The 19,077-nt window shown below is 65.3% G+C and carries 18 protein-coding genes; 10 read left to right on the forward strand and 8 right to left on the reverse strand.

The genetic code is table 11. The features are described 5' to 3' along the window. Positions 1 to 388: 388 nt before the first annotated feature. Entirely contained in the window at positions 389 to 1,723 is a 1,335-nt protein-coding gene (locus tag GY24_RS10915) for a serine/threonine-protein kinase (protein WP_161498725.1), read from the forward strand. Positions 1,724 to 2,448: 725 nt separating this feature from the next. Here GY24_RS10915 and GY24_RS10920 read toward each other — a convergent pair. Then, entirely contained in the window at positions 2,449 to 3,432 is a 984-nt protein-coding gene (locus tag GY24_RS10920; protein ID WP_104475657.1) for an AraC family transcriptional regulator, read from the reverse strand. 1,159 nt (positions 3,433 to 4,591) lie between these two features. On the opposite strand from GY24_RS10920, the gene GY24_RS17520 reads away from it, so the two are divergent. From GY24_RS17520 to GY24_RS10935, 4 genes are all read left to right on the forward strand, one after another. Then, entirely contained in the window at positions 4,592 to 5,299 is a 708-nt protein-coding gene (locus tag GY24_RS17520; protein WP_133161176.1) for an SGNH/GDSL hydrolase family protein, read from the forward strand. Positions 5,300 to 5,634: 335 nt separating this feature from the next. Further along, positions 5,635 to 6,474, forward strand: a complete 840-nt coding sequence (locus tag GY24_RS10925) for a hypothetical protein (protein ID WP_133161177.1) — start codon at positions 5,635 to 5,637, stop codon at positions 6,472 to 6,474. 244 nt (positions 6,475 to 6,718) lie between these two features. Then, positions 6,719 to 7,714 (forward strand): NADP-dependent oxidoreductase, encoded by a 996-nt coding sequence (locus GY24_RS10930; protein ID WP_104475661.1) that lies wholly within the window; start codon positions 6,719 to 6,721, stop codon positions 7,712 to 7,714. Positions 7,715 to 7,850: 136 nt separating this feature from the next. Continuing rightward, entirely contained in the window at positions 7,851 to 8,453 is a 603-nt protein-coding gene (locus GY24_RS10935; RefSeq protein ID WP_104475663.1) for a TetR/AcrR family transcriptional regulator, read from the forward strand. A gap of 14 nt (positions 8,454 to 8,467) precedes the next feature. Here the strand turns inward: GY24_RS10935 and GY24_RS10940 are convergent, their stop codons facing one another. Both GY24_RS10940 and GY24_RS10945 read right to left on the reverse strand, forming a co-directional pair. After that, complete coding sequence (locus GY24_RS10940; RefSeq protein WP_104475665.1) at positions 8,468 to 9,814, reverse strand: replication-associated recombination protein A; 1,347 nt, start codon at positions 9,812 to 9,814, stop codon at positions 8,468 to 8,470. A 94-nt stretch (positions 9,815 to 9,908) separates the two neighbouring features. After that, positions 9,909 to 10,292, reverse strand: a complete 384-nt coding sequence (locus GY24_RS10945) for an MmcQ/YjbR family DNA-binding protein (protein ID WP_104475667.1) — start codon at positions 10,290 to 10,292, stop codon at positions 9,909 to 9,911. 169 nt (positions 10,293 to 10,461) lie between these two features. On the opposite strand from GY24_RS10945, the gene GY24_RS10950 reads away from it, so the two are divergent. Next, a complete protein-coding gene (locus tag GY24_RS10950; protein ID WP_104475669.1) occupies positions 10,462 to 10,857 on the forward strand; it encodes a nuclear transport factor 2 family protein in 396 nt (131 codons plus the stop codon). Positions 10,858 to 10,896: 39 nt separating this feature from the next. Here the strand turns inward: GY24_RS10950 and GY24_RS17665 are convergent, their stop codons facing one another. Beyond that, on the reverse strand, positions 10,897 to 11,214 hold the full coding sequence (locus tag GY24_RS17665) for a hypothetical protein (RefSeq protein ID WP_161498726.1): 318 nt from the start codon (positions 11,212 to 11,214) through the stop codon (positions 10,897 to 10,899). A gap of 211 nt (positions 11,215 to 11,425) precedes the next feature. On the opposite strand from GY24_RS17665, the gene GY24_RS10960 reads away from it, so the two are divergent. After that, positions 11,426 to 12,442: an aldo/keto reductase gene (locus GY24_RS10960; RefSeq protein WP_104475671.1), complete on the forward strand. Its 1,017-nt coding sequence runs from the start codon at positions 11,426 to 11,428 to the stop codon at positions 12,440 to 12,442. Positions 12,443 to 13,165: 723 nt separating this feature from the next. On the opposite strand, the gene GY24_RS10965 is transcribed toward GY24_RS10960, so the two are convergent. The 4 genes from GY24_RS10965 to GY24_RS10980 all read right to left on the reverse strand — a co-directional run bounded on the left by GY24_RS10965 (position 13,166) and on the right by GY24_RS10980 (position 16,227). Then, on the reverse strand, positions 13,166 to 14,443 hold the full coding sequence (locus GY24_RS10965; RefSeq protein ID WP_104475673.1) for a Fic family protein: 1,278 nt from the start codon (positions 14,441 to 14,443) through the stop codon (positions 13,166 to 13,168). A 155-nt stretch (positions 14,444 to 14,598) separates the two neighbouring features. Beyond that, a complete protein-coding gene (locus GY24_RS10970; RefSeq protein ID WP_104475675.1) occupies positions 14,599 to 15,567 on the reverse strand; it encodes an NAD(P)-dependent alcohol dehydrogenase in 969 nt (322 codons plus the stop codon). After that, complete coding sequence (locus tag GY24_RS10975; protein ID WP_104475677.1) at positions 15,564 to 15,788, reverse strand: helix-turn-helix transcriptional regulator; 225 nt, start codon at positions 15,786 to 15,788, stop codon at positions 15,564 to 15,566. Before GY24_RS10975 ends, GY24_RS10970 begins: the two co-directional genes overlap by 4 nt. Position 15,789: 1 nt before the next feature. Continuing rightward, positions 15,790 to 16,227, reverse strand: coding sequence for a hypothetical protein (locus GY24_RS10980; protein ID WP_104475679.1), 438 nt, complete (start codon positions 16,225 to 16,227; stop codon positions 15,790 to 15,792). A gap of 170 nt (positions 16,228 to 16,397) precedes the next feature. Here GY24_RS10980 and GY24_RS10985 point away from each other — a divergent pair, with 170 nt between their 5' ends. The 3 genes from GY24_RS10985 to GY24_RS10995 form a co-directional block, all read left to right on the forward strand. Further along, positions 16,398 to 17,717 (forward strand): hydantoinase/oxoprolinase family protein, encoded by a 1,320-nt coding sequence (locus GY24_RS10985; protein ID WP_161498727.1) that lies wholly within the window; start codon positions 16,398 to 16,400, stop codon positions 17,715 to 17,717. After that, complete coding sequence (locus tag GY24_RS10990) at positions 17,704 to 18,786, forward strand: DUF917 domain-containing protein (RefSeq protein WP_104475684.1); 1,083 nt, start codon at positions 17,704 to 17,706, stop codon at positions 18,784 to 18,786. Before GY24_RS10985 ends, GY24_RS10990 begins: the two co-directional genes overlap by 14 nt. Then, the coding region (locus GY24_RS10995) for a hypothetical protein (protein ID WP_202972934.1) at positions 18,783 to 19,077 on the forward strand (295 nt) is incomplete at its 3' end. The genes GY24_RS10990 and GY24_RS10995, both read left to right, overlap by 4 nt.

A 19,077-nucleotide genomic window follows, 5' to 3' on the forward strand; every position in this document is an offset into this window, starting at 1 on the left:
GGCTAGTGCAGCGCAAACGTCACAGGGCGGTGCGGAGGTGGCCACCTACGGTCTCACGGGTCGGAGGTGTGCCCTTAGATGGCTTTGGCCTGAATCCCCACCCAGCGGGCTGAGGCGACGCAGTGCTAGACGAAGCGGGCTAGACCGCATTCGGGGCACTGCCAAAAGGGTCTCGCAGGGCTCCCACGCAACTCCAGCGGGAGCAAGCATTTCTCACAATTTGGAGTGCCGATCTCCTCGAGGTCCATGCTGAGAGCGTATCTGACCCCGCTTTGGGGGCAAGCGTCTGAGATTACCGAAGTTGGATTGCACCCTTGCCCCTTTCTGGGGCCAGGTATCGGGCTCAACTGGCGATGCCCGTCGGTCCTCAGCTGCCAGCATGTTGAACATGGCAACATACATAAGAGACGTACAGATCGAGCAGGGTGGGCAAGGCTGTGTTTGGCGTGGCCGCGATGTTGAGGGGACGGAGGTAGCGCTCAAGTACATTCGCACTTCGGAGGGGAGCGAACCTACCGATGAGCAAATGAGGCGATTTGAGCGAGAGATTTCTTGCCAGTCAACGCTCCGGCATCCCGGAATCATGCCTATTCTCGCGGCCGATTTCTCGGATGCCGATCCATACTTCGTAATGCCGCTAGCGGAAAGCTCTCTCAGCGAATTGATCGGAGCGCACCCTGACGGAATACCTGAAGACCAAGCAGTCGAGCTGTTCCGGAAGATATTGGACGCAGTTGTCTACGCTCATTCCGAGCAGGTATTGCACCGCGACATCAAGCCCGCGAACGTGCTCATTCTTGATGGAGAGCCACGACTGAGTGATTTTGGGCTCGGACGCCGTTGGGACTCGGAGAGTACCAAGCTCACCAAGACCAATTTCGGGATGGGCACTTTTGCCTACTCGGCGCCAGAGCAGCTTGCTGACGGGCACTCTGCTGATGCTCGTGCGGATATCTACGCACTCGGCAGGCTCTTCTACGAGATGCTCACGGGCAAGGTCGCTTTCCTTGGCGTCGACATGGACCTGATCCCCGGCAGGTACCGGTATTTCCTCACCACTGCCATGCAGGTTTCATCCGACAAACGCCACGCGTCGGCAATCGACATGTCGCGACAGTTCCAGGCAATCACGCGCGACGAGCCCAAGGGGCCGGAGAGCACTGGCTCGGTGCGTGAGCTTGCGGAGCTCGTCAACGCTGGCGATTCGACGAAGGTGGCTGAGCTGGCGCAGCTGCTCATGCTCCACTCCGGAGATCCAATCGTCAACCTGCAGGAAGTGGTCTTCATTCCTGCGCCTGTGCTTGAGCAGCTCGCAACACTTGAACCTGACGCCTTTCGCGCTGCGATCCTCGCCTTCGATAGGTTCGCGGCCGGTCGACACCCGTGGTCTTTCACGGACACAATTGCGAGATTCCTTCGCGATGCCTTCGTCGCGGGCGACGACATCGAGGTTCGACGCGTCATCATCGTTCGCCTTCTGCGACTGGGGTCGAGTCACAACCGCTTCTTTGTTCGCGAGCGGCTGCTTGAGGTGCTTCGGCTGGTCGCGTCAGACCCCACCTACACGCCGGTGCTCATTGATGTCTTCGCGAACAATCAAGATGTGATTCCGTTCTCCCGCGCTGAACTGCTGCTCCTTAAGCTGCCTGCGTCTGTTTCAGCGCTGATCGCGGGGAACGCGGTACCGGCCGCGGGGGAGGGTGCTGGGCCGAGGTTTAAGTAGCGCCAGCATCTCAGATGCGCGACTAGAGGTGGCTAGTCCATACCGGGCCGTGTTCAGCTCGCCTGCGATAGCGCAGGCTCTGGGCGCGGCCCGGCGGTGCGCGACCTCAGTGCTGACGCTTGCTACTGAAGGAACCCGGCCAAATCCCGTCTAACCGCGCTCCGCCGCCGGGTTGCTGCGGTGCCCCGAGGTGCGCCGAGCTGGGCTCTGGACAGTCTCCGTCTGCCTCGAAAAGTATGGGCAAGGCGGCGTGTGGGGGAGCGACGCGGTTCAAAGCGGTTTGCCACGGCCGAAGGGCCAGGACGCGCTCATAATCCGCCGGTCACGGGTTCAAGTCCCGTCCGCCCGACTGTAAAATTGATCTGATCAGGGTTTCTGTTGCCGTAATTGGCCCAAAGTGCCGTCGGTGAGCATGGGACTCCGCGCTAGACTCCGGTCCAGGGCGGCGCCTTCGGAATATCCGAGGCGAAGTCGATAGTCCCAACTGCAGGCCGGCAGCGTTCGAAGGATTCGCTCGGATCTGCGACCGCGCTCTTTGCGTCCGACACCTCGGGCGATGCGCTGACACCTGACGCTTGTCCAAAGTGGCAGGAGCAATCTGAGGTGGGGGCATCTCATCTTCGCCTGCGGCAATTATTCGTCGCTGGGTGCGGAGGGCCGCGAAGGTGCACGAGGGCGATGTGCCCAAGCGTGGGGCCGACGACGAAGCCGACAACAGTGATGACTCATCTCCTCATGGTGTCGGATGGGCGTTCGGCGAACCTCTGCCGGTATGCGGCAGCGAAGCGGCCGTGATGCACGAATCCCCAACGTGCTGCCACTTCCGTCACAGTGACGGCACCGGGCTCAGCGGCTAGGAGCTCTTCGTGCACACGCTCGAGCCGGAAATCGCGAAGGTACCGCATTGGGGACGTGCCTAGTGAACGGCGGAAGTTCTCTTGCAGGCTGCGCACGCTTGTGGAAGAAGCGGAGGCGAGCTCAGCCGCAGTCCACGCGTGGGCCGGACGGGCACGCATCATCTCCACCGACTCAGACACCGAACGTGTCCCCGCGAGGGGCGGCGTGGCGTGAAGATGTTCGGAGTAGTTGTGCGGTTGGGCGAGCAGCAGACTGAGCATCAACACTTGTTCAAGGCGGTGCGCAGCGAGTGGATGCTGGAGCATGCCGTCATCTTGGTCCGACGCGGAATCGACTAGTTCGAGTGCCTGCAACACCGTACCTCCGGGAGCAGAGGCCAGGTCCAGGGCCGTCGAAAACTCCAGCGGTGTCCTGAGGTTGTGTCCAAGAAGGCTCTCCAACTCGGCCTGCAGTCCAGCCTTTGGGAGCATGAGAGCGATCTGGGCGAAGTCGTTGTCGCAGTCGAGATCGACGGGAAGCCCGGGTGCGAAAACTGCGGCCGTCTTTCGGGTCCCATACACGGGGTACCGGCGGCCAGCTTGCATCCTTGCCCTGCCCGCCACGGGTATGTCGACGTGGTAGTTTGCGGCTTCAGCGGTTCGAACTCGCATGGCATCCCCGAACTGCAAGTAGCCGGCAGTCACACGTCCAACCTTGACGACGTTCAGGGACATGTCTAGTGACGTAGAAGCGGACGCTGAGGGGAAGTCCATTGGCAGGTACACCTCGCTCAACGCCTGGCGCGCCACATCGAGGTCTCGGGAAGAGACGACGCGATGGCGACCGAACACCTCAACAGACCTCAAAGACATACCTTGAGTCTGACGTAGAGAAAGCTCCGTTGGCTCTCTACCCCTCCGACTCGCGTTAATGGGATCCCTCCCACCGCGCTTTCCGGATTTCGCGCGCACCTGCGGGCCTCTAGCTTTGGAATGAACACGCTCCGGCCCCGACAAGGCGCCGTTGCATGGCAGATCGGGCGCTCTTCTGCGCTGGCCGACTATCGGGCACAGCGTCCCCGCATGCGGAAAGACACCGTTGCGACACGCATCACGGAGGACTGCGTCGGCCCGGTCTGAACCCTGATACCCCCCAGCGCCAGGAGCGATTCCAGTTGCCAACACGAAAAAACAGGACAGAGGCGATGATCCAGTGTCCTAATTGTCACGCACGGACTCGCCTTGCAGACAACGAGTTCTTTGGAGTGGGCCTTTCGGTACACCGCTTCATTCGCATTTGCGATGAGTGCGATTGGTCCGTCTTGGCCTCCAGCGCAGAGCCGAGACGTGAGGCGGACCAGCCAGCAGCCCACCAGTGGCACCGTCTCCGGAGCGCGCTTCGACACCTCTGGAGGTCGAGCTAGAGCGGGCTCCCACCCAGCGATGCAGGGGCGGGAGCGGAATTCGGAGCGGTAGGGACAGCAAGCAGGGCGACATCTGCATGTATCTGTGGGCTGGCCAGGAGAGCGGCCCATCCGCAAAACGTCCAGCTCGGACCGTCGAGCGCCGCAATCGCACGCGACGCACCGCGCGCCCAACTTCGGCACCGTCATCAGCACCGGCGGTTGTGCCGTCGATCTTGACCGCACTCTGAATCTCGCCGATGGGCCCGCCGGGCTGTCGCCAAGACCGCTTCACGCACACGATGTACCGACGCTGGCCCCGGTCACGCGCGGCGAACTTGCTTGAGAGATGGAAGCAATGAGGAATCACAACTACACGAAACACACCCAGATTTTTGTCTTAACGCGCTCAAATCGGAGGATTCGCGTCCCGTGTGACTGCCCGAGGAAGCAGGACCACCACTTTGAGAAGCCATCGATTGGCCAGTCGCCAACAGCGCGAGAGACCACATCGTGAGGGATACGGGTGTTCCCCCATCGCCTCCGAGAGTCGTCGAACACTAGTGCACACGTCCAAACGTCGGCTATGCCAGTCGGTTTCAGGTCGTTTGCGGCAGTGCCAACACACGGTGCTCGGTCCGCTTTTTTGGGGCTGGTTCAAAGCGAAGACGCAGGAGCAGCACGAATGGCGCTACCCGACGGGGCCATCCGAGATCAAGATCGCCGGAACCGACCCCGCCCGCATCCTCATAATTGGTGATGGCCCTGCGGCCGGTTTCGGAGTGCGGACCCACCAGCTGGGAATCGCCGGACATCTGGCCAGGCACCTTTCCAGACACATCGAGGGCGGAGTTGTGGTGACTGTCGCGGCACAGCCCGCTGCGTCGGCTCGCTCGACTCGCAAATGCCTCAGCGATATTGACGTTGAAGGCTATGACTCCATCGTGCTCATGCTTGCCACAACCGACGCATTTTGCCTCACCAGTCGCCGTAGTTGGCGGCGCAACATGACAGGGCTGGTGCATGCCTTGAAATCCACGGATGCATCATCAGTGTTCGTGACGAGCGCCGCCAGCCTTCACTTGGCACGGCCCCTGACCCCGTTCGCGCGCCGGCTAACAGGCAGGCACGCGCGAACGCTCAATGTCGAGACCACTCGAATCTGCGCACAAACAAATACGCCGATGATTTGGTTGGATGCCGCATCCGACCTCACATCCCGCACCTACGCAAAGTGGGGTCGCCGTATCGGTACGCGCGTCGCAGGCTCCATGCGGGTCGATCACGATCGCAGGGTGCAAATCTCTCGTTCTACTCACTCGTATCGTGGGGTGTAAGTGATTGCTTGGGGCGCTGGGTGTGCCGGCTTCGGTAGAAGCAGCGCTGTGGGAGGGAGTCGCCCTCCCGCCCCACGCAACGCTCGGTGTGTCCCAGTCCGAGGTCGAGGGGCGAGAGCTGGCAGGGTGCAAGCACGTCTGCAGACCCCGAACCCTTCGCGCCCGCATCGAATCAACTCGATCACACAGCCATCCGCGACATCATCGACTCGTTGTGCAAGCTGCGGGAGAAAGACGATGGCGCGGGCGGGGATTTCCGGGGTGGTTTGGGCCCTGCCCGCTCGGTAGCGATTCATGCGCATGCGCACCACGCTGTGCGGATGGCGCGTGCCTTGATGATTCTTGATGACGCCACCACGGGTGCCGAGGTCGTCCCTGTCGTCCGAATGATTCTCGAATGCGCAGTGACCGCTGCATGGCTGCTAGTTGCGGAGGGCTCCGGCGGTGCAATGGTCATGAAGGGATCGGAGCAGCGGACGACGGCGCTCAAGGATATTGGAAAGCGCGGCATGGACGTCCAAGAGAGCCTCCAAGAGGTGTCGGACAAGATAGACGAACTTGTCGGAGCTGGTGTCGCCTCGACGGGTTGGGTGTTTCAGCAGCGCTGCGAGGCGCTATCCGGCGGGGCCATGATCTATACGCTCTACCGGGTCTTCTCCGCGGAGTCACACGCCGGCTTGCGGGTTGCCGATCTCTACTGCGTGACTGATGATGCGAGCCCGATTGGTGTTGCCTTCGCGGCGGACCTGCCGGACGAGGACAGGACGGCGACACTAGGAATCGCGGCAAGCCTATTGTTAGGCCAGACCCCTCGTCGCTTCTTGCGTTGCTGGTTTGATGAGCGCGCCTGCGCCGCGCATGGCGGCAAGGGTCTTCCGTTCAGATTCGCTGAGCGGCGGTCGACTCACGTCCGCCGGAGAGGCGCCGGGCGCGGCATTCTGCGGTTGATCGAAGAGCACCAAAGCGTTGGCGTTCTCCAAAGACTCGTGGATGCCTCTCAGTACACGCTTGCCCGGGTCGACGTCCCACTTGTAAAGGAGATAGCGGTCGCCCTCCGGGGTGTGCACCCGCTGAATCGAGGCTTTGGGAAGCGCCGCATCGTTCCGTATGCAGATCCACATATCAATGTCGACACGTATCGGCTGGGGAAGAGTGGGCATTGGTTGCTCCTGTAGGCGCTCACGGTGCGGCGGCTTGCACACAATCAACCCTAGCCAGCTGAACTGGCATCCGACTTCGTCAGGGACGTGGCACCGGCAAGGAGCCGAAATCCGCATCCCGTTTATTGAGTGCGCTCAAAATTGAGTAGACTCAAGAAAGAATGTGGAGGTCGCTACCTCCGACTCTGAGGCCTGCGCGCCGCGCGTCGCGTCCCGCTACTGAGGCCACCGGTTACGCACCAGGAGGAACACCAGCATCATGAAAGCCTTTGTCATCAGCGAGTACAAGGGTCCGCTGCATCTTGCGGACATCGCCGAGCCCTCTGTAGGGGAGCACGATGTGCTGGTGCGCGTGCAGGCCGCTGGGCTGAATCAGCTGGATGAGAAGATTCGCCTGGGTGAGTTCAAGCAGATCCTGCCCTACACACTGCCGCTCACACTCGGTCACGACGTCGCCGGCACCGTGATTCGCGTGGGCGACAAGGTGAGCGAGTTCAGAGCAGGTGACGAGGTGTACGCCCGACCTGGCAAGAAGCACATCGGCACGTTCGCCGAGCGCATCGCCATTCCCGATTCCGAGCTCGCGCTGAAGCCGAGGTCGATCAGCATGGACGAGGCTGGATCGCTGCCGCTGGTGGCACTCACCGCATGGCAGGTCCTCGTGGAGCGCGGAGCGGTGAAGCCGGGGCAGAAGGTGCTCATCCACGCGGGCGCCGGTGGGGTCGGTGGGGTCGCGATCCAGCTTGCTAAGCACCTCGGCGCGAGCGTCGCCGCGACAGCGAGCGCCGCCAACGCGGACTTCGTGCGCGAACTCGGAGCCGATACCGTCATTGACTATCGCAGTCAGGACTTCGAGCACGAGCTCAGCGGCTACGATCTCGTGTTGGACAGTCTGGGCGGGGAGAACCTCGAGAAGTCGCTGCGGGTGCTGCGACCCGGCGGCAAAGCCATTGGCATCTCGGGTCCTCCTGATCTGTCGTTCGCCCGGGAGTCCGGACTGAACCCGGTGCTCCGTCTGGCCATCGCTGCACTCAGCCGCAAGATCCGCAGACAGGCGAAGAACCTCGGCGTCACATACGAATTCCTGTTCATGCACGCCAGCGGCGAGCAGCTGCGCCAGATCACGAAACTCGTCGACGCCGGTGCCCTTCGCCCGATCGTGGGCCGGGTGTTTTCTTTCGACGAGACTCCTCACGCCCTGCAGATGCTGGCCACGGGCGGCATCCGCGGCAAAGTCGTGATTCACAACCCCTGAGCGGTGCTGCGCCGCCCAGGAAGGAGGCGCTGGCATTCCCGGCCCGTGGGAGAATGAGCCGAGGCGCATCCGGGCCTGCGCGGAGCCACTCAGCCCAGAATTCAGTTGGGTCAGAGTCAATTTCGAAGGGTGTGCCATGTCTGTTGCCTCTCAGCCGATCGGTCGACGCGAGCGCAACAAGCAGGAGAAGCTCGACCGCATCACGACCGCCGCTCGCGAGCTCTTCGCCGAGCGCGGCGTTGACGACGTCACCACCCAAGAGATCGCCGACAAGGCTGATGTCGGTGCCGGCACAGTGTTCGTCTACGCGAAGAGCAAGGGGGAGTTGCTTCTCCTCGTGCAGAACGCCGGCTACGCGAAAGCGCTTGAGGAGGGGGCGTCCGCGGCCGAGGCGCTCTCGGATCCGCTTGAGGCCGTCATGTCGATCGTGCGCCCGGTGGTGGAGTGCAACCGCACCCAGATTGAGAACGGTCGCAGCTACCTGCGTGAGATTGTCTTTGGAGATCCCGAGGAGCCACACCATCGGGACGCTCTCGCGCTCACGATTCAGACTGAAGAGGCGATTGCTGCTGTGCTGCGGCGTGACAGGCGCGTGGAGCCCGGGCGGGCGGCTGCGCTCGCGCACGTCGTCTCGGCGATCATGTTCCTCAGCCTGGCATCGACCTTCAACTCCCAGGCCACAGTCGACGATATCGTCGCCGAGATCAGGGGCCAGGTTCAGGCGCTCTTGCCAATCTGAGGGCGATCGAGGATTCAGTCTGAGCGCGGCCCTCGTTCGGTTCCGTCGCGGTTCGCTCGGGCGTCGGCTCGCAAGCGTTCCCAGTAGGCGAGTCGCTCGGCGATCGCCTTCTCATACCCGTTTCGAGTGGGTTCGTAGAAGCGTTCCCCTGCCATCTCGTCTGGAAAGTAGGACTGGCCGGAAAACCCGTCGGCGGTGTCGGGGTCGTATTGGTAGTCCTTGCCGTACCCGAGCTGTTTCATGAGCTTGGTGGGTGCGTTGAGGATGTGAGCAGGCGGCATCAGCGACCCCGACTGTTTCGCGGCGCGCATCGCGCGGTTCATTCCCCGATACACCGCGATCGATTTGGGGGCTGTCGCGAGGTAGACCACCGCCTGCGCGATCGCGAGCTCGCCTTCCGGCGACCCGAGACGTTCGTAGACGTCCCACGCGGCGAGTGCTTGGTGCACGGCCTGCGGGTCGGCGATGCCGATGTCCTCATTCGCGAACCGCACAAGCCGCCGTGCAATGAAGAGCGGATCCTCACCGCCATCGAGCATTCGGGCCAACCAGTACAACGCCGCGTCGGGGTCGGAACCGCGCATCGCCTTGTGGAGGGCGGAGATCAGGTTGTAGTGCCCCTCCTGCGACTTGTCGTACAGCGGGGCGCGTTTCTGCACCATCGTGGCGAGTGCGACGGTATCAAGCGGTCGCTGCCCCGGGGGCAGGGCCAGGAGCTGCTCGGCAAGGTTCAGGAGGTAGCGGCCGTCGCCGTCCGCCATCGCGATCAAGGCGTCGACCGCCGAGGCATCGAGCGGCAGAGTGCGCCCGGTGAGCTTCTCGGCGCGCGCGATGAGAATGCGCAGGGCTGCAGCGTCGAGGCGTTGGAGGACGAAAACCTGACAGCGTGAGAGGAGGGCGCCGTTGAGTTCGAAGCTCGGGTTCTCGGTCGTCGCTCCGATGAGCACGATCGTGCCGTCTTCGACATACGGGAGGAACGAGTCTTGCTGCGCGCGGTTGAAACGGTGGATCTCATCGACGAAAAGCAGGGTGCCCTGCCCGATCTCACGGCGCTTGGCGGCAGCGGAGAACACTTTGCGCAGATCAGCCACCCCTGAGAACGTGGCCGAGAGTGGTTCGAACGTCAAGCCAGTTCGTTCGGCCAGGAGCCTGGCGATGGTGGTTTTGCCGCATCCAGGCGGCCCCCACAGGATGGCGGAGACGAGCTTTCCCTGGCTGACCATGCGCCCCAGCGGCGCGTCGGGGCCGAGGAGTTGTTCTTGGCCGACGATGTCCTCGAGCTTGTCGGGGCGCATCCGATCGGCGAGGGGGCGGCTTTCGTCGTCGATCTCGAACAGTGAGGCCGGCTCGTTCGCGCTCATCCCTGCCTTCCTCCCCTTCTGTGAAGGTCGTTTTTCTGGACGTCGTGGGTATGCGCCCGGGCTGCTTCATCCGACACGAGGATCACGGTGATCCTCATGGGTGCCGGCCGTAGGTGGCGGGGTCGACCGGGCGGAGCCGCTTCGGGAGGGTTTCGACTACCAGGAGGTACGACTCGGTGACCAGTTCATCCACGAGTTGGGGGTCGATGTTCCCGCCGGGGTGGACCGTGATCCAGTGCTTCTTGTTCATGTGGTAGCCCGGCGTGATGTCCGGGTGGGCCTCGCGAAGCGCCCGCCCGTCGTCGGGCGTTGCTTTCAGGATCACGATCCCCTCTCCGGCGAGCACGGTGTGCAACATGAAAACTTTGCCGCGGACCTTCCAGACTTCCCAGCCTTCGCCGAACGGGTGCGTCAGTTCGGCACCGGGGAGCTCCTCGGCACGAGCGGCAGCCCTCTCAGGCACTGATGTGGGTTCCATATCGCTCCTCCGTCTTGCTCGGTGTGCCTGCAATGCTACGCACCGCCACAGACATCCACAGGACCGGCGAACGCCGGCATCCTCCGGTGAAGACAGAGCACAGATGGGGCAGCGAGAGGGGTAGTAACACGCCCTCCCTCTGGTGCCGAGTCCGTTCTAGCGTTGAACCATGCCAGATTCCCCGACCGACGGAGCGCGAAAAGCAACTGCCGCGGCCGCACGCACGAACTATGAGCTGCAGACTGAGGCGATGGTTCTCGGCGACACAAACGCGCTCGACGACCTTCTCGACGAGGGCTTCACCCTCACACATATGACCGGCTACGTACAGTCGAAGGCTGAGTGGCTCGCCGACATTGACGCTGACCGAATGCACTATGACGTGGTGGACACCGTCGAAACCCTCGTCACTTTCGAGCACGAGACGCCTGTGCTCACGGCCAGATCACTCACCGAAGCGACGATCTGGGGCGCTCACAGCTCCTGGCGGCTCCAGCTGCGCATCTACTTCGTCATACGCGACGGGCGGTGGCTGGGCGCGCGCAGCATCGCCTCAACGTGGTGACCCGCCCAACGAGATTGTGTGAAGGAGACTGAGCATGACTCACCCCGAACTAGGGCCCATGCCGTGCCCGTCGTCGGCGCCACCGGCAGCGTTGGTCGCGACCTCGTCGCAGCAGCCGTTGACTACGGCGCGGTGAAGAACGTGCTGCAGGTGCTCGGTGGGCGTCCTGTGCGGATCGCCCAGATGACCGCGATCAGGATGACCCGACGCGGCAACACACACGACGAGAAGCGGCGCAGCGAGCGGCTCATCCGCGCCAGCGGCATCATCGCGCGCCATCAGATCGCTCGCGTGCTCGCGGACAGGCTCGCCTCGTCGGCGGCCGAGCACGTGATGTTCGAGCTTGTCGCTGAACATGGGCCAGCCCAGACGCATCTCGAGCCGGTCTTCGGAGCCCTCTACAAGGATCCGATCGGCGGTGTCGACGGCATCCGAGACCAGAAGAACATGCCCGTCGAGCCCGAGCCAGAACGCGTGCGCCGGGACCTCGACGCCCTGTCCACAGAAAACTCAGACCACAAGTCGCATCTTGGCGAGAGCCGAGGCGCGCATCAGCGAGGAGTAGAACATGGAATATCGTCTCTTGGGGCGCACCGGTGTGGAGGTCAGCCCGCTGTGCCTCGGCACGATGATGTTCGGTGCGTGGGGCAACAACGACGTCGACGACTCGATTCGGATCATTCATCATGCTCTGGACGCCGGAATCAACTTCGTCGATACCGCCGACGTCTACTCGAGCGGCGAATCGGAGGAGATTGTCGGGAAGGCGCTGAAAGCTCGACGCGATGACGTCGTGCTGGCGACCAAGTTCTTCATGCCCATGGGGGATGGCCCGAACCAGGGCGGCGGCTCCCGCAGATGGATCATGCGTGAGGTCGAGAATTCGCTGCAGCGCCTCGGAACCGATTACATTGACCTCTACCAAGTGCATCGCCCGATCGCGACGACCGACGTCGAGGAGACACTGGGCGCGCTCAGCGATCTCGTGCGCCAGGGCAAGGTCCGCTACATCGGTTCGTCGTCGTACTCGGCAAGCCAGATCGTCGAAGCGCAGGTGGTTTCTCGCGACCGGAATCTCTCTCGATTCGTGACGGAGCAGCCGCCCTACTCGATCCTCGTGCGCGGCATCGAGCAGGACGTGCTCCCGACGACGCAGCGCCACGGCATGGGAACACTCAGCTATAGCCCGTTGGCCGGCGGATGGCTCTCGGGCAAGTGGCGCAAGAATGCGGCCCCCTCGCCGACGTCGGCCGCGCGCCCCGCTGCCCGCTTCGACATGGCGAGTATCGCGAATCAGCAGAAGCTGGAGGTCGTCGACGCGCTGGCCCGAGTAGCCGATGAGGCGGGAATCACCCTGATCGAGCTCGCAATCGCGTTCGTGATCAACCACCCGGGCATTACCTCGGCCATCATCGGCCCGCGCACGATGGAACAGCTCGCCTCGCAACTTCCGGCGGCCGACGTGACGTTGTCCACAGAGGTGCTCGACCGCATCGACGAGCTGGTGGCGCCGGGGCTCACTCTGAACGCCGACGACAACAGCTATGGTGCAAGCGAACTGGTCGTGACGGCACGCCGTCGTTAGCCGTGCGCTGAGACCCGAGCGGGACTCACGCAGCCCGGCCGACACGCCTCGTCAACAGTCGGCCGGGCGGCTGGCGTTGCATCGCGGTCATGGAAAGGGACTGGCCCTGACTCGCGGAAGGTCGAACGTGCAGTAGATGAGCTCGCTGTCTCCGACGACAGGTTGGTGTAGGCGTTTGGTGCCGCGTCGAGGGGCCGGCACGTCGGTTCGAGCAAACCCCTAGCCAGGTGGAGACAACTCGGGGCCGACCGGGAGATTGCGGCTCGTGGGGGAGTCCCCGGCCGGGGCCCGCCGGACTCGGGTTCACGTTTCGTTCTAAATTCCCAGAGACTAATTGGATCCGGGTTTTTTATTGTGCTGCGTATCGACACGCGCAAGCCCGGTCACAACATATTCGCCGCTTGTGCGTCGGATTTCCGTCCTGGGTGGCCGGCGGATCCGCGCGATCTCTCGGCGTGCGAGGCGTTCGGGCTCTCTTGGTGCGTACACCTCGATTCACCACCTCGTGCGTGAGCCTCCCGAAGTCCGCACGCGTCGAGACTCCAGGCGTCGACGACGCCACCGCGATCGAGCACTCACTGCGGTTCACACCGACATCCATTTGTGCCTGATCCTCAGTGCGCAACAGTAAGCACGCTGCGGGGCGGGGCAGGGTCAAGCGCGGCTGCAGCAGTCCCAACGGTTGCGTGCGTCGCTCGGGGTTTCACCGCACTGAGGCGCCGTCTACGGCCTCAGCGCGCCCACCTGCTCGATCGGCGGCGCCGGCGGGCCGAGACGCGGGTGACCGGCCCCGGTGTCGCCGGCACCGACGCGGTTGCTGCGCTCCGTGAGGCTCACCAGCGCGAGGTGCCGGTCGGCCGTCCAGCAGATCAGCTTACCCTTGTGGTCCTTGGTGCGGCTGAGGATGCCCGCGTCGGCGAGCTGCACCAGGGCGCGGTGCGCGGCCCCCGTCGACACCGCCTGCCGTGCGGCCGCCGTCTCGATGGTGAGCACCGGGTCGGTGGCCAGTGCATCCAGGATGCGGAGCACCACGGCATCGCTGCGAGGTGTGGCCGGCTTGATGCCCTGCGCCTGGCGAAATCGGATCAGCTCCTCGTGTAGCGCTGCGTCGAGGGCGGCGATGTCCGAGGACAGCCTGACGGCGTTGCCTGCGGCCAGCTCGGCGGCCTCGGCGAACGCGATGACCCACTCGTCGAGGCGGGAGGGGATCTCGCGGTAGGCCGTGAGCCCGGCGATGTAGCGGTCTGTGGCGCCGGCGAACACCGTGCTGATCGGGATCAGGGTGTTCCGCAGCGCGTCGGCGCGGCGGAGCACCGTGTGGATGAGCGCCCGTCCGGTGCGGCCGTTGCCGTCGATGAACGGGTGGATCGTCTCGAACTGGGCGTGGGCGATCGCCGCCCGCACGACCGGGTTGCCGGTGGTGGCGGTGACGAACCGGGCGAGGTCGTCGACAAGCCTGCCGACTTCGGACGCTGGCGGCGGGACGAAGTCCGCGCGCAGCGGGCTCCAGCCGGGCCCGCCCACCCAGTTCTGCTCGGTGCGGAGGCCGGGCGCGAGCCGCGGCTCGATGAGGTGCTGCAAGCGTTCGATGTCCGCGGTTGTGACAGCGCGCCGGCGGTCGCCGAGCTCGGTTATCGCCTCCTCTGTGGCGCGAACGTTCGCCACGACATCCACCGCGACGCGGGTGCCGCGCTGAAGAAGTTCCGCGATGGCGAGCTTCTTGGGGGTGACGCTGTTGCCCTCGATCCAGGAAGAGGAGATGCTCTCGGAACGCACGAGCAGGTGATTGAGGTAGCCGCCTCGTTCGCCGATGCGCTCGTCGGCACGGGCGAGCACGGCCAGCGCGTCCTCGGCTGCCCGCTGGGCTTCGGGCCCCAATGCGGGCAGCTGCTCACCGAGCTCATCGGGGACGAAGGCCCTGTACTGGCCGGCCGCGCGATCCTTGCGGCCCAGATGTGCGGTGTCCGCGGGATTCCAGAGCACATCGACGTAGTGGGCCATGAGCTGTTCCTAACGTCGACGGGAGCTGGGTTATATCTACTTTATCCTGCTTAAAGTAGATATAGTCACCCGGCAGTCGCGTCTGTGGATTCGGCGGCCAGGTCGGTTCCCACTCGAGACGCTCCCGCCTGCGACGAGCCCGGCGCGGGGGAGCGCTACTCGTCGAGGGTGAGCACGACGTGGCCGCGCTTGCCGCGCGCGACGTGCCGGTAGGCATCGGCGACGCGCTTCAGCGGGTAACTCGCGTCGACGGGCGCGTCGAGCGCCCCGAGCGCGGCGAGCTCGGCGGTCTCGCGGAGATCGGCCGCCACGCGGGCGTCCGGGCGGAGGCCGGTGAACGCGATCACCGCGCGGCGCCGGCCGAACAGCCGCGTCCACAGCGACTGGGCGAGGATCGCGAAGGAGGGCACAGTCGTCATGTACAGGCCTTCCGCGGCGAGCGCGCGCCGGGCCCGGCGGTAGCCGAGCTTCCCGGATGCGTCGAACACCACGTCGTAGGGGCCCGCGGCGAGCACCGCGGCGGTGTCGGCGTAGTCGAGCGCATTGTCGGCGCCGAGCGACCGCACGAAGTCGACGTTGTGCGCGCTGCTCGTCCCGGTGACGCGGGCGCCCCAATGCTTGGCGAGCTGCACCGCCGCGCTGCCGACCGCGCCCGATGCGCCGTTGACGAGCAGCCGCTGGCCCGGCTGCAGGTCCGCGGTCTCGCGCAGGAACGACATCGCGGTCGCATCCACGAGGGCGGCCGCGCGCGCCGGCTCGACGGCCGCGGGCGTCGGCGCGATGGGCGAGGCCTCGCTCACCACGATGTACTCGGCGTGCGCGCCCATCGCCGCATTTGTCGCGCCGAACACGAGGTCGCCAACGGCGAAGCGCCGCGCGTCCGGGCCGAGCCCCGCCACGCGTCCGGCGAAGGCGCTGCCGAGCACCTGCGCGCGCGGGCGGATCGGGCCGAATGCGAGACGAGCGAACCAGGGCGAGCCCGCCCGCGCCGCGGCACCCGCGGCGCTCACCGTGGCGGCGAGCACGCGCACGAGCACCTCGTCTCCTGTCGGCTCTGGGCGGGCACGCTCCTCCTCCGCGACCACTTCGGGTCCGCCGAAGCGGCGGTAGACGGCGGCTTTCATGACTCCTCCTCTGGGTACTGAAACACGTCCTCCAGGTGCACCCCGAAGAACCGGGCGATCTGGAAAGCCACCTCGAGCGACGGCGAGTAGCGTCCCTGTTCGATCGCGATCACGGTCTGCCTCGTCACGCCCAGCGCGTCGGCGAGCTGCGCCTGCGTGAGCTCGCCGCGCTCGAAACGCAGTGCACGGATGCGGTTGGTCACACGGGTCGGCTTGACCACGTCAAAGCCCCCGGCGGTAGGCGACGAGCTTGACGACCGCGCTGGAAACGGCCTGCGCGACGAACCCGAGGTAGATGACGTTCGCGATCCAGAAATGGGGCCACTCGGCGAGCGCCATCAGCAGGGCGAGGATGGCGGCCGCAATCAGCACCCACCAGGTGCGCAGCGTGCCGAGCCGGTCGATCTCGCGATCCCGGTCGTCGGCCCTGAACGGGTCAGTGGAACCTCGGCCGCGCCTGGCGCCCGCGCCGATCTCGACGACCATACGCACGATGATGGCCGCCACAATGGCCGCGCCGATCGACCACAGCAACGGCGCTTGATAGGCCGTGTCCGTGAGTGGGTCGGCCGCCTGAGCAAGCACGACCGCGAGGTAGATCGCGTACACGCCGGCTGAGACGACGAGATATACCCAGGTGCCTCGTTCTTCGTAGGACACGGCCGCTCCTTCCAGGGATGTCAAAAACTCTTTACACGTCCAAGGTAAAGAATGATCAACATGATGTCAATCTTTTTTTACGTCTGCCGGGCGGTCAGGCGTCACTGTCCTCGAGCGGTGCCGCGCGGGTAGTAGGGTCGTGGGGTCAGCGCGGAGAAACGAGGAAGCCAGTGAGAATTGGTGTGCGGATCTCCAGCGATCGAGTCGTCGGCGTCTTCGTGCGCGACGACGGCAACTACGGCATGCACTTCGTCGACTCGGGTGATGCCGAGGCGGCGGATGCGCTCTTCCGCGGCCTCCGCCGTTATGCCTCCGACTCCGGCTTCGTGCAGGACGAGGAGATCTCCTCCATCTGTTTCGATGTGAGCGCGGTGCTCCGGCGGGAGGAGACGACCCCCGTCAGCGTCGTGCGCATCGCGCCGCGCCCGCCCATCGACCCGCAACACGAGCTCGGAAACGGCCGGGCGCATGCAGACGTCCTCACCGCGGTTCACATCGCCGGTGGTCACACGACCCTGGGCGAGGAGATCGTCCCGCTGGACGTGGAGGCGCTCCGAGATTTCGCCGCGGCAGCCGCGCGGGGTGGTCGGTACGTCGTCACGAGCGTCGGCGCACTCGTCAACACCGCGCACGAGCTCGCAGCCGGCCGGATCCTCATGGAGCACGCCGAGCCGCAGTCGGTCGCCTACTCGCACTCGTTCTCGAACAGCTCGTTTGCGGTCAGGGAGCGCACGGCGGTGCTCAACAGTGCGCTCGTGCCCTTCGCAGAATCGCTCGCCACCTCGCTCGCGCTGGCAGCCGAGGCGCAGGTGCCGGACGCGCGGCTGTACGTGACCACGAATGATGGCGGGCGGATGCCGCTCTCGCGCCTGTCGAGCACCCCGGTGCACTCCATGTACGCCGGCCAGGCCAGCGAGCTCATCGGTGCCGCCGCACTGAGCAACCTCGAGGACGGCGCCGTCATCGTCGCCGACGGGCCGAGGTCCTTTCACGGCGAGATCCTGGCCGGGGTGCCGGCCGTCGTTCCGCAGCGTCAACGCCGCGGTGAGGACACGCTCGCGACGCAGTCGGCGAAGGTGCTGCCCGTGACCGAGTTCCTCGTGGGCGGGCAAGCCAAGCCGCCCACGGTCGTCGCCGCAGAGGGCGCATCCCGCCTCGTTCCCCACCTCTGGCTGCGGGCCGCCCGCAGGGCAGACGTGGATCTGCGCGCGCTCGGGGCTGCCTGTGCGCCCCTTGCCGACTGGGTCACCCAGGTGGTGACCGTCGGCAGCGCCGTGGAGATGGATCAGGCCCTGGCCGCGGCGGAGGCGCGGGCAACCGCGAGGCTGGTCGCGTTTGGCGCGGCGCCATCCGAGGTGAGAATCATCGAGTCCGGGGTCGCAGCGACGGCGTACGAGAACCCGCGCGTGGTCTCGGTGCGGGTGCGCGCACTGGCGGGTCAGACGGTGGGCAGCATGCTGAGGGTGGGGGAGTACGATGTGGCTCTCTAGCCCCGAGATCGCCCGCCTGCGCACGGGCGCACTCTTCCTGGCCTGCGCGGCCGACCCGGGATGGTGCACCGACCAAGCCGAGCGCACCCTCGCCCACATGCACGCCCACGGGATAGAGCCGGAGCTGCGCGGCGTCGATGAGTTCGAGGAAGACGCGCTCATCGTTGCGGTCGGCTTCGTCAACAACGGGCTCTCGCTCTCGGAGCTGCGCCCCTCCGGCGACGAGTTCGCCACGAGCCTCCGCTTGCTCGAGCAGGCCGTCGGCCGCCCGATTGCGGGGCTCATGCCGCTGGCCGCGGCGAACGTCAACTCGCTCGTGCCCATCCTGACCGGCATGCAGGTCGGGCTCCCGATCGTCGACGCCGACCCCATGGGCCGGGTCTTCCCCCTCCTGCACCAGTCGCTGTTCACCCTCGCTGGGCTGACCGCCGGGCCCGTCGCCGTGACCGGGCCGACCGGGGAAACGGCGATCCTCGACGTCGACAAGCCGGCCAGGGCCGAGCGCCTCGTGCGTGCCCTCGCGGGGGAGTTCGGCGGCTGGGCGGCCGCGGCCCTGTACCCGATGAGCGCAGGAACGCTGGGCGCGAGCGGGGTGATCGGCAGCGTCTCCCGCCTCATTCGCATCGGCGAGATCCTCGAGTCAGGCCTCCCCACGCACCACAAGCACGAGCAACTGCGCCGCACGCAGGGCGTGCAGCGCATCATCCGTGCCCGGGTGAGCAACGTCGAGGGGCTCTCCCGGCCGGCGCCGCCGGGCCAGCCGGATCGCCCGTCGAGCGTCTTCCTCATCGAGGAGTCGCAGGGGAAGATCGTTCAGATCGAGATTCAGAACGAGCTGCTGATGGTGCTCGTCGACGGCGCCGTCGAGGCAGTACTGCCCGACATCATCACGATGCTGCGCCCCGAGGATGCCAGCGTCGCGGGGCTTGACGACCTGTGGGTGGGCAACATTCTCGACATCGTCGTGCTGCCGGCCGCCGAGCAGTGGTACACGCCAGCAGGAATCGAGTTGGCTGGCCCCGCCGCGCACCACGCGCTGCTTCGCCGACGATGGGAGAAACGCCCGTGAGCCGCCCATCGAACGGCACCGTTGAGCTGCGCCACCTGATCGATTCCCGCGAGCTCCACGACCTCACCGCGCGTTACGTCGCCTCGGGCGCGAGCCCGGTGCGCGACCTCGCGCTCATCACCGACATCGAGGAGATCGCCTCGATCGGCCCGGACACCGTCGTCCTGCTCAGCCAAGGGGTCGCGCTCGGCGGGTGGATGATCTCCTCGGCGCTCCGCTACGCCTGGGAGCGCAAGGCATGCGCGCTGATCGTGCCCGAGCAGTCGCTGTCCGAATCCGTGATCGAGCTGG

Origin of the sequence: Microterricola pindariensis, assembly GCF_002936985.1 — a bacterium.
Lineage (GTDB): Bacteria > Actinomycetota > Actinomycetes > Actinomycetales > Microbacteriaceae > Microterricola > Microterricola pindariensis.

Excerpts from the sequence above, each read along its gene's own strand:
- GY24_RS10915 (WP_161498725.1), top strand. The coding sequence starts at position 389 with ATGGCAACATACATAAGAGACGTACAGATCGAGCAGGGTGGGCAAGGC.
- GY24_RS10920 (WP_104475657.1), bottom strand. The coding sequence starts at position 3,432 with ATGTCTTTGAGGTCTGTTGAGGTGTTCGGTCGCCATCGCGTCGTCTCT.
- GY24_RS10925 (WP_133161177.1), top strand. The coding sequence starts at position 5,635 with ATGATTCTTGATGACGCCACCACGGGTGCCGAGGTCGTCCCTGTCGTC.
- GY24_RS10930 (WP_104475661.1), top strand. The coding sequence starts at position 6,719 with ATGAAAGCCTTTGTCATCAGCGAGTACAAGGGTCCGCTGCATCTTGCG.
- GY24_RS10935 (WP_104475663.1), top strand. The coding sequence starts at position 7,851 with ATGTCTGTTGCCTCTCAGCCGATCGGTCGACGCGAGCGCAACAAGCAG.
- GY24_RS10940 (WP_104475665.1), bottom strand. The coding sequence starts at position 9,814 with ATGAGCGCGAACGAGCCGGCCTCACTGTTCGAGATCGACGACGAAAGC.
- GY24_RS10945 (WP_104475667.1), bottom strand. The coding sequence starts at position 10,292 with ATGGAACCCACATCAGTGCCTGAGAGGGCTGCCGCTCGTGCCGAGGAG.
- GY24_RS10950 (WP_104475669.1), top strand. The coding sequence starts at position 10,462 with ATGCCAGATTCCCCGACCGACGGAGCGCGAAAAGCAACTGCCGCGGCC.
- GY24_RS17665 (WP_161498726.1), bottom strand. The coding sequence starts at position 11,214 with ATGTTCAGCGACAAGCTCGAACATCACGTGCTCGGCCGCCGACGAGGC.
- GY24_RS10960 (WP_104475671.1), top strand. The coding sequence starts at position 11,426 with ATGGAATATCGTCTCTTGGGGCGCACCGGTGTGGAGGTCAGCCCGCTG.
- GY24_RS10965 (WP_104475673.1), bottom strand. The coding sequence starts at position 14,443 with ATGGCCCACTACGTCGATGTGCTCTGGAATCCCGCGGACACCGCACAT.
- GY24_RS10970 (WP_104475675.1), bottom strand. The coding sequence starts at position 15,567 with ATGAAAGCCGCCGTCTACCGCCGCTTCGGCGGACCCGAAGTGGTCGCG.
- GY24_RS10990 (WP_104475684.1), top strand. The coding sequence starts at position 17,704 with ATGTGGCTCTCTAGCCCCGAGATCGCCCGCCTGCGCACGGGCGCACTC.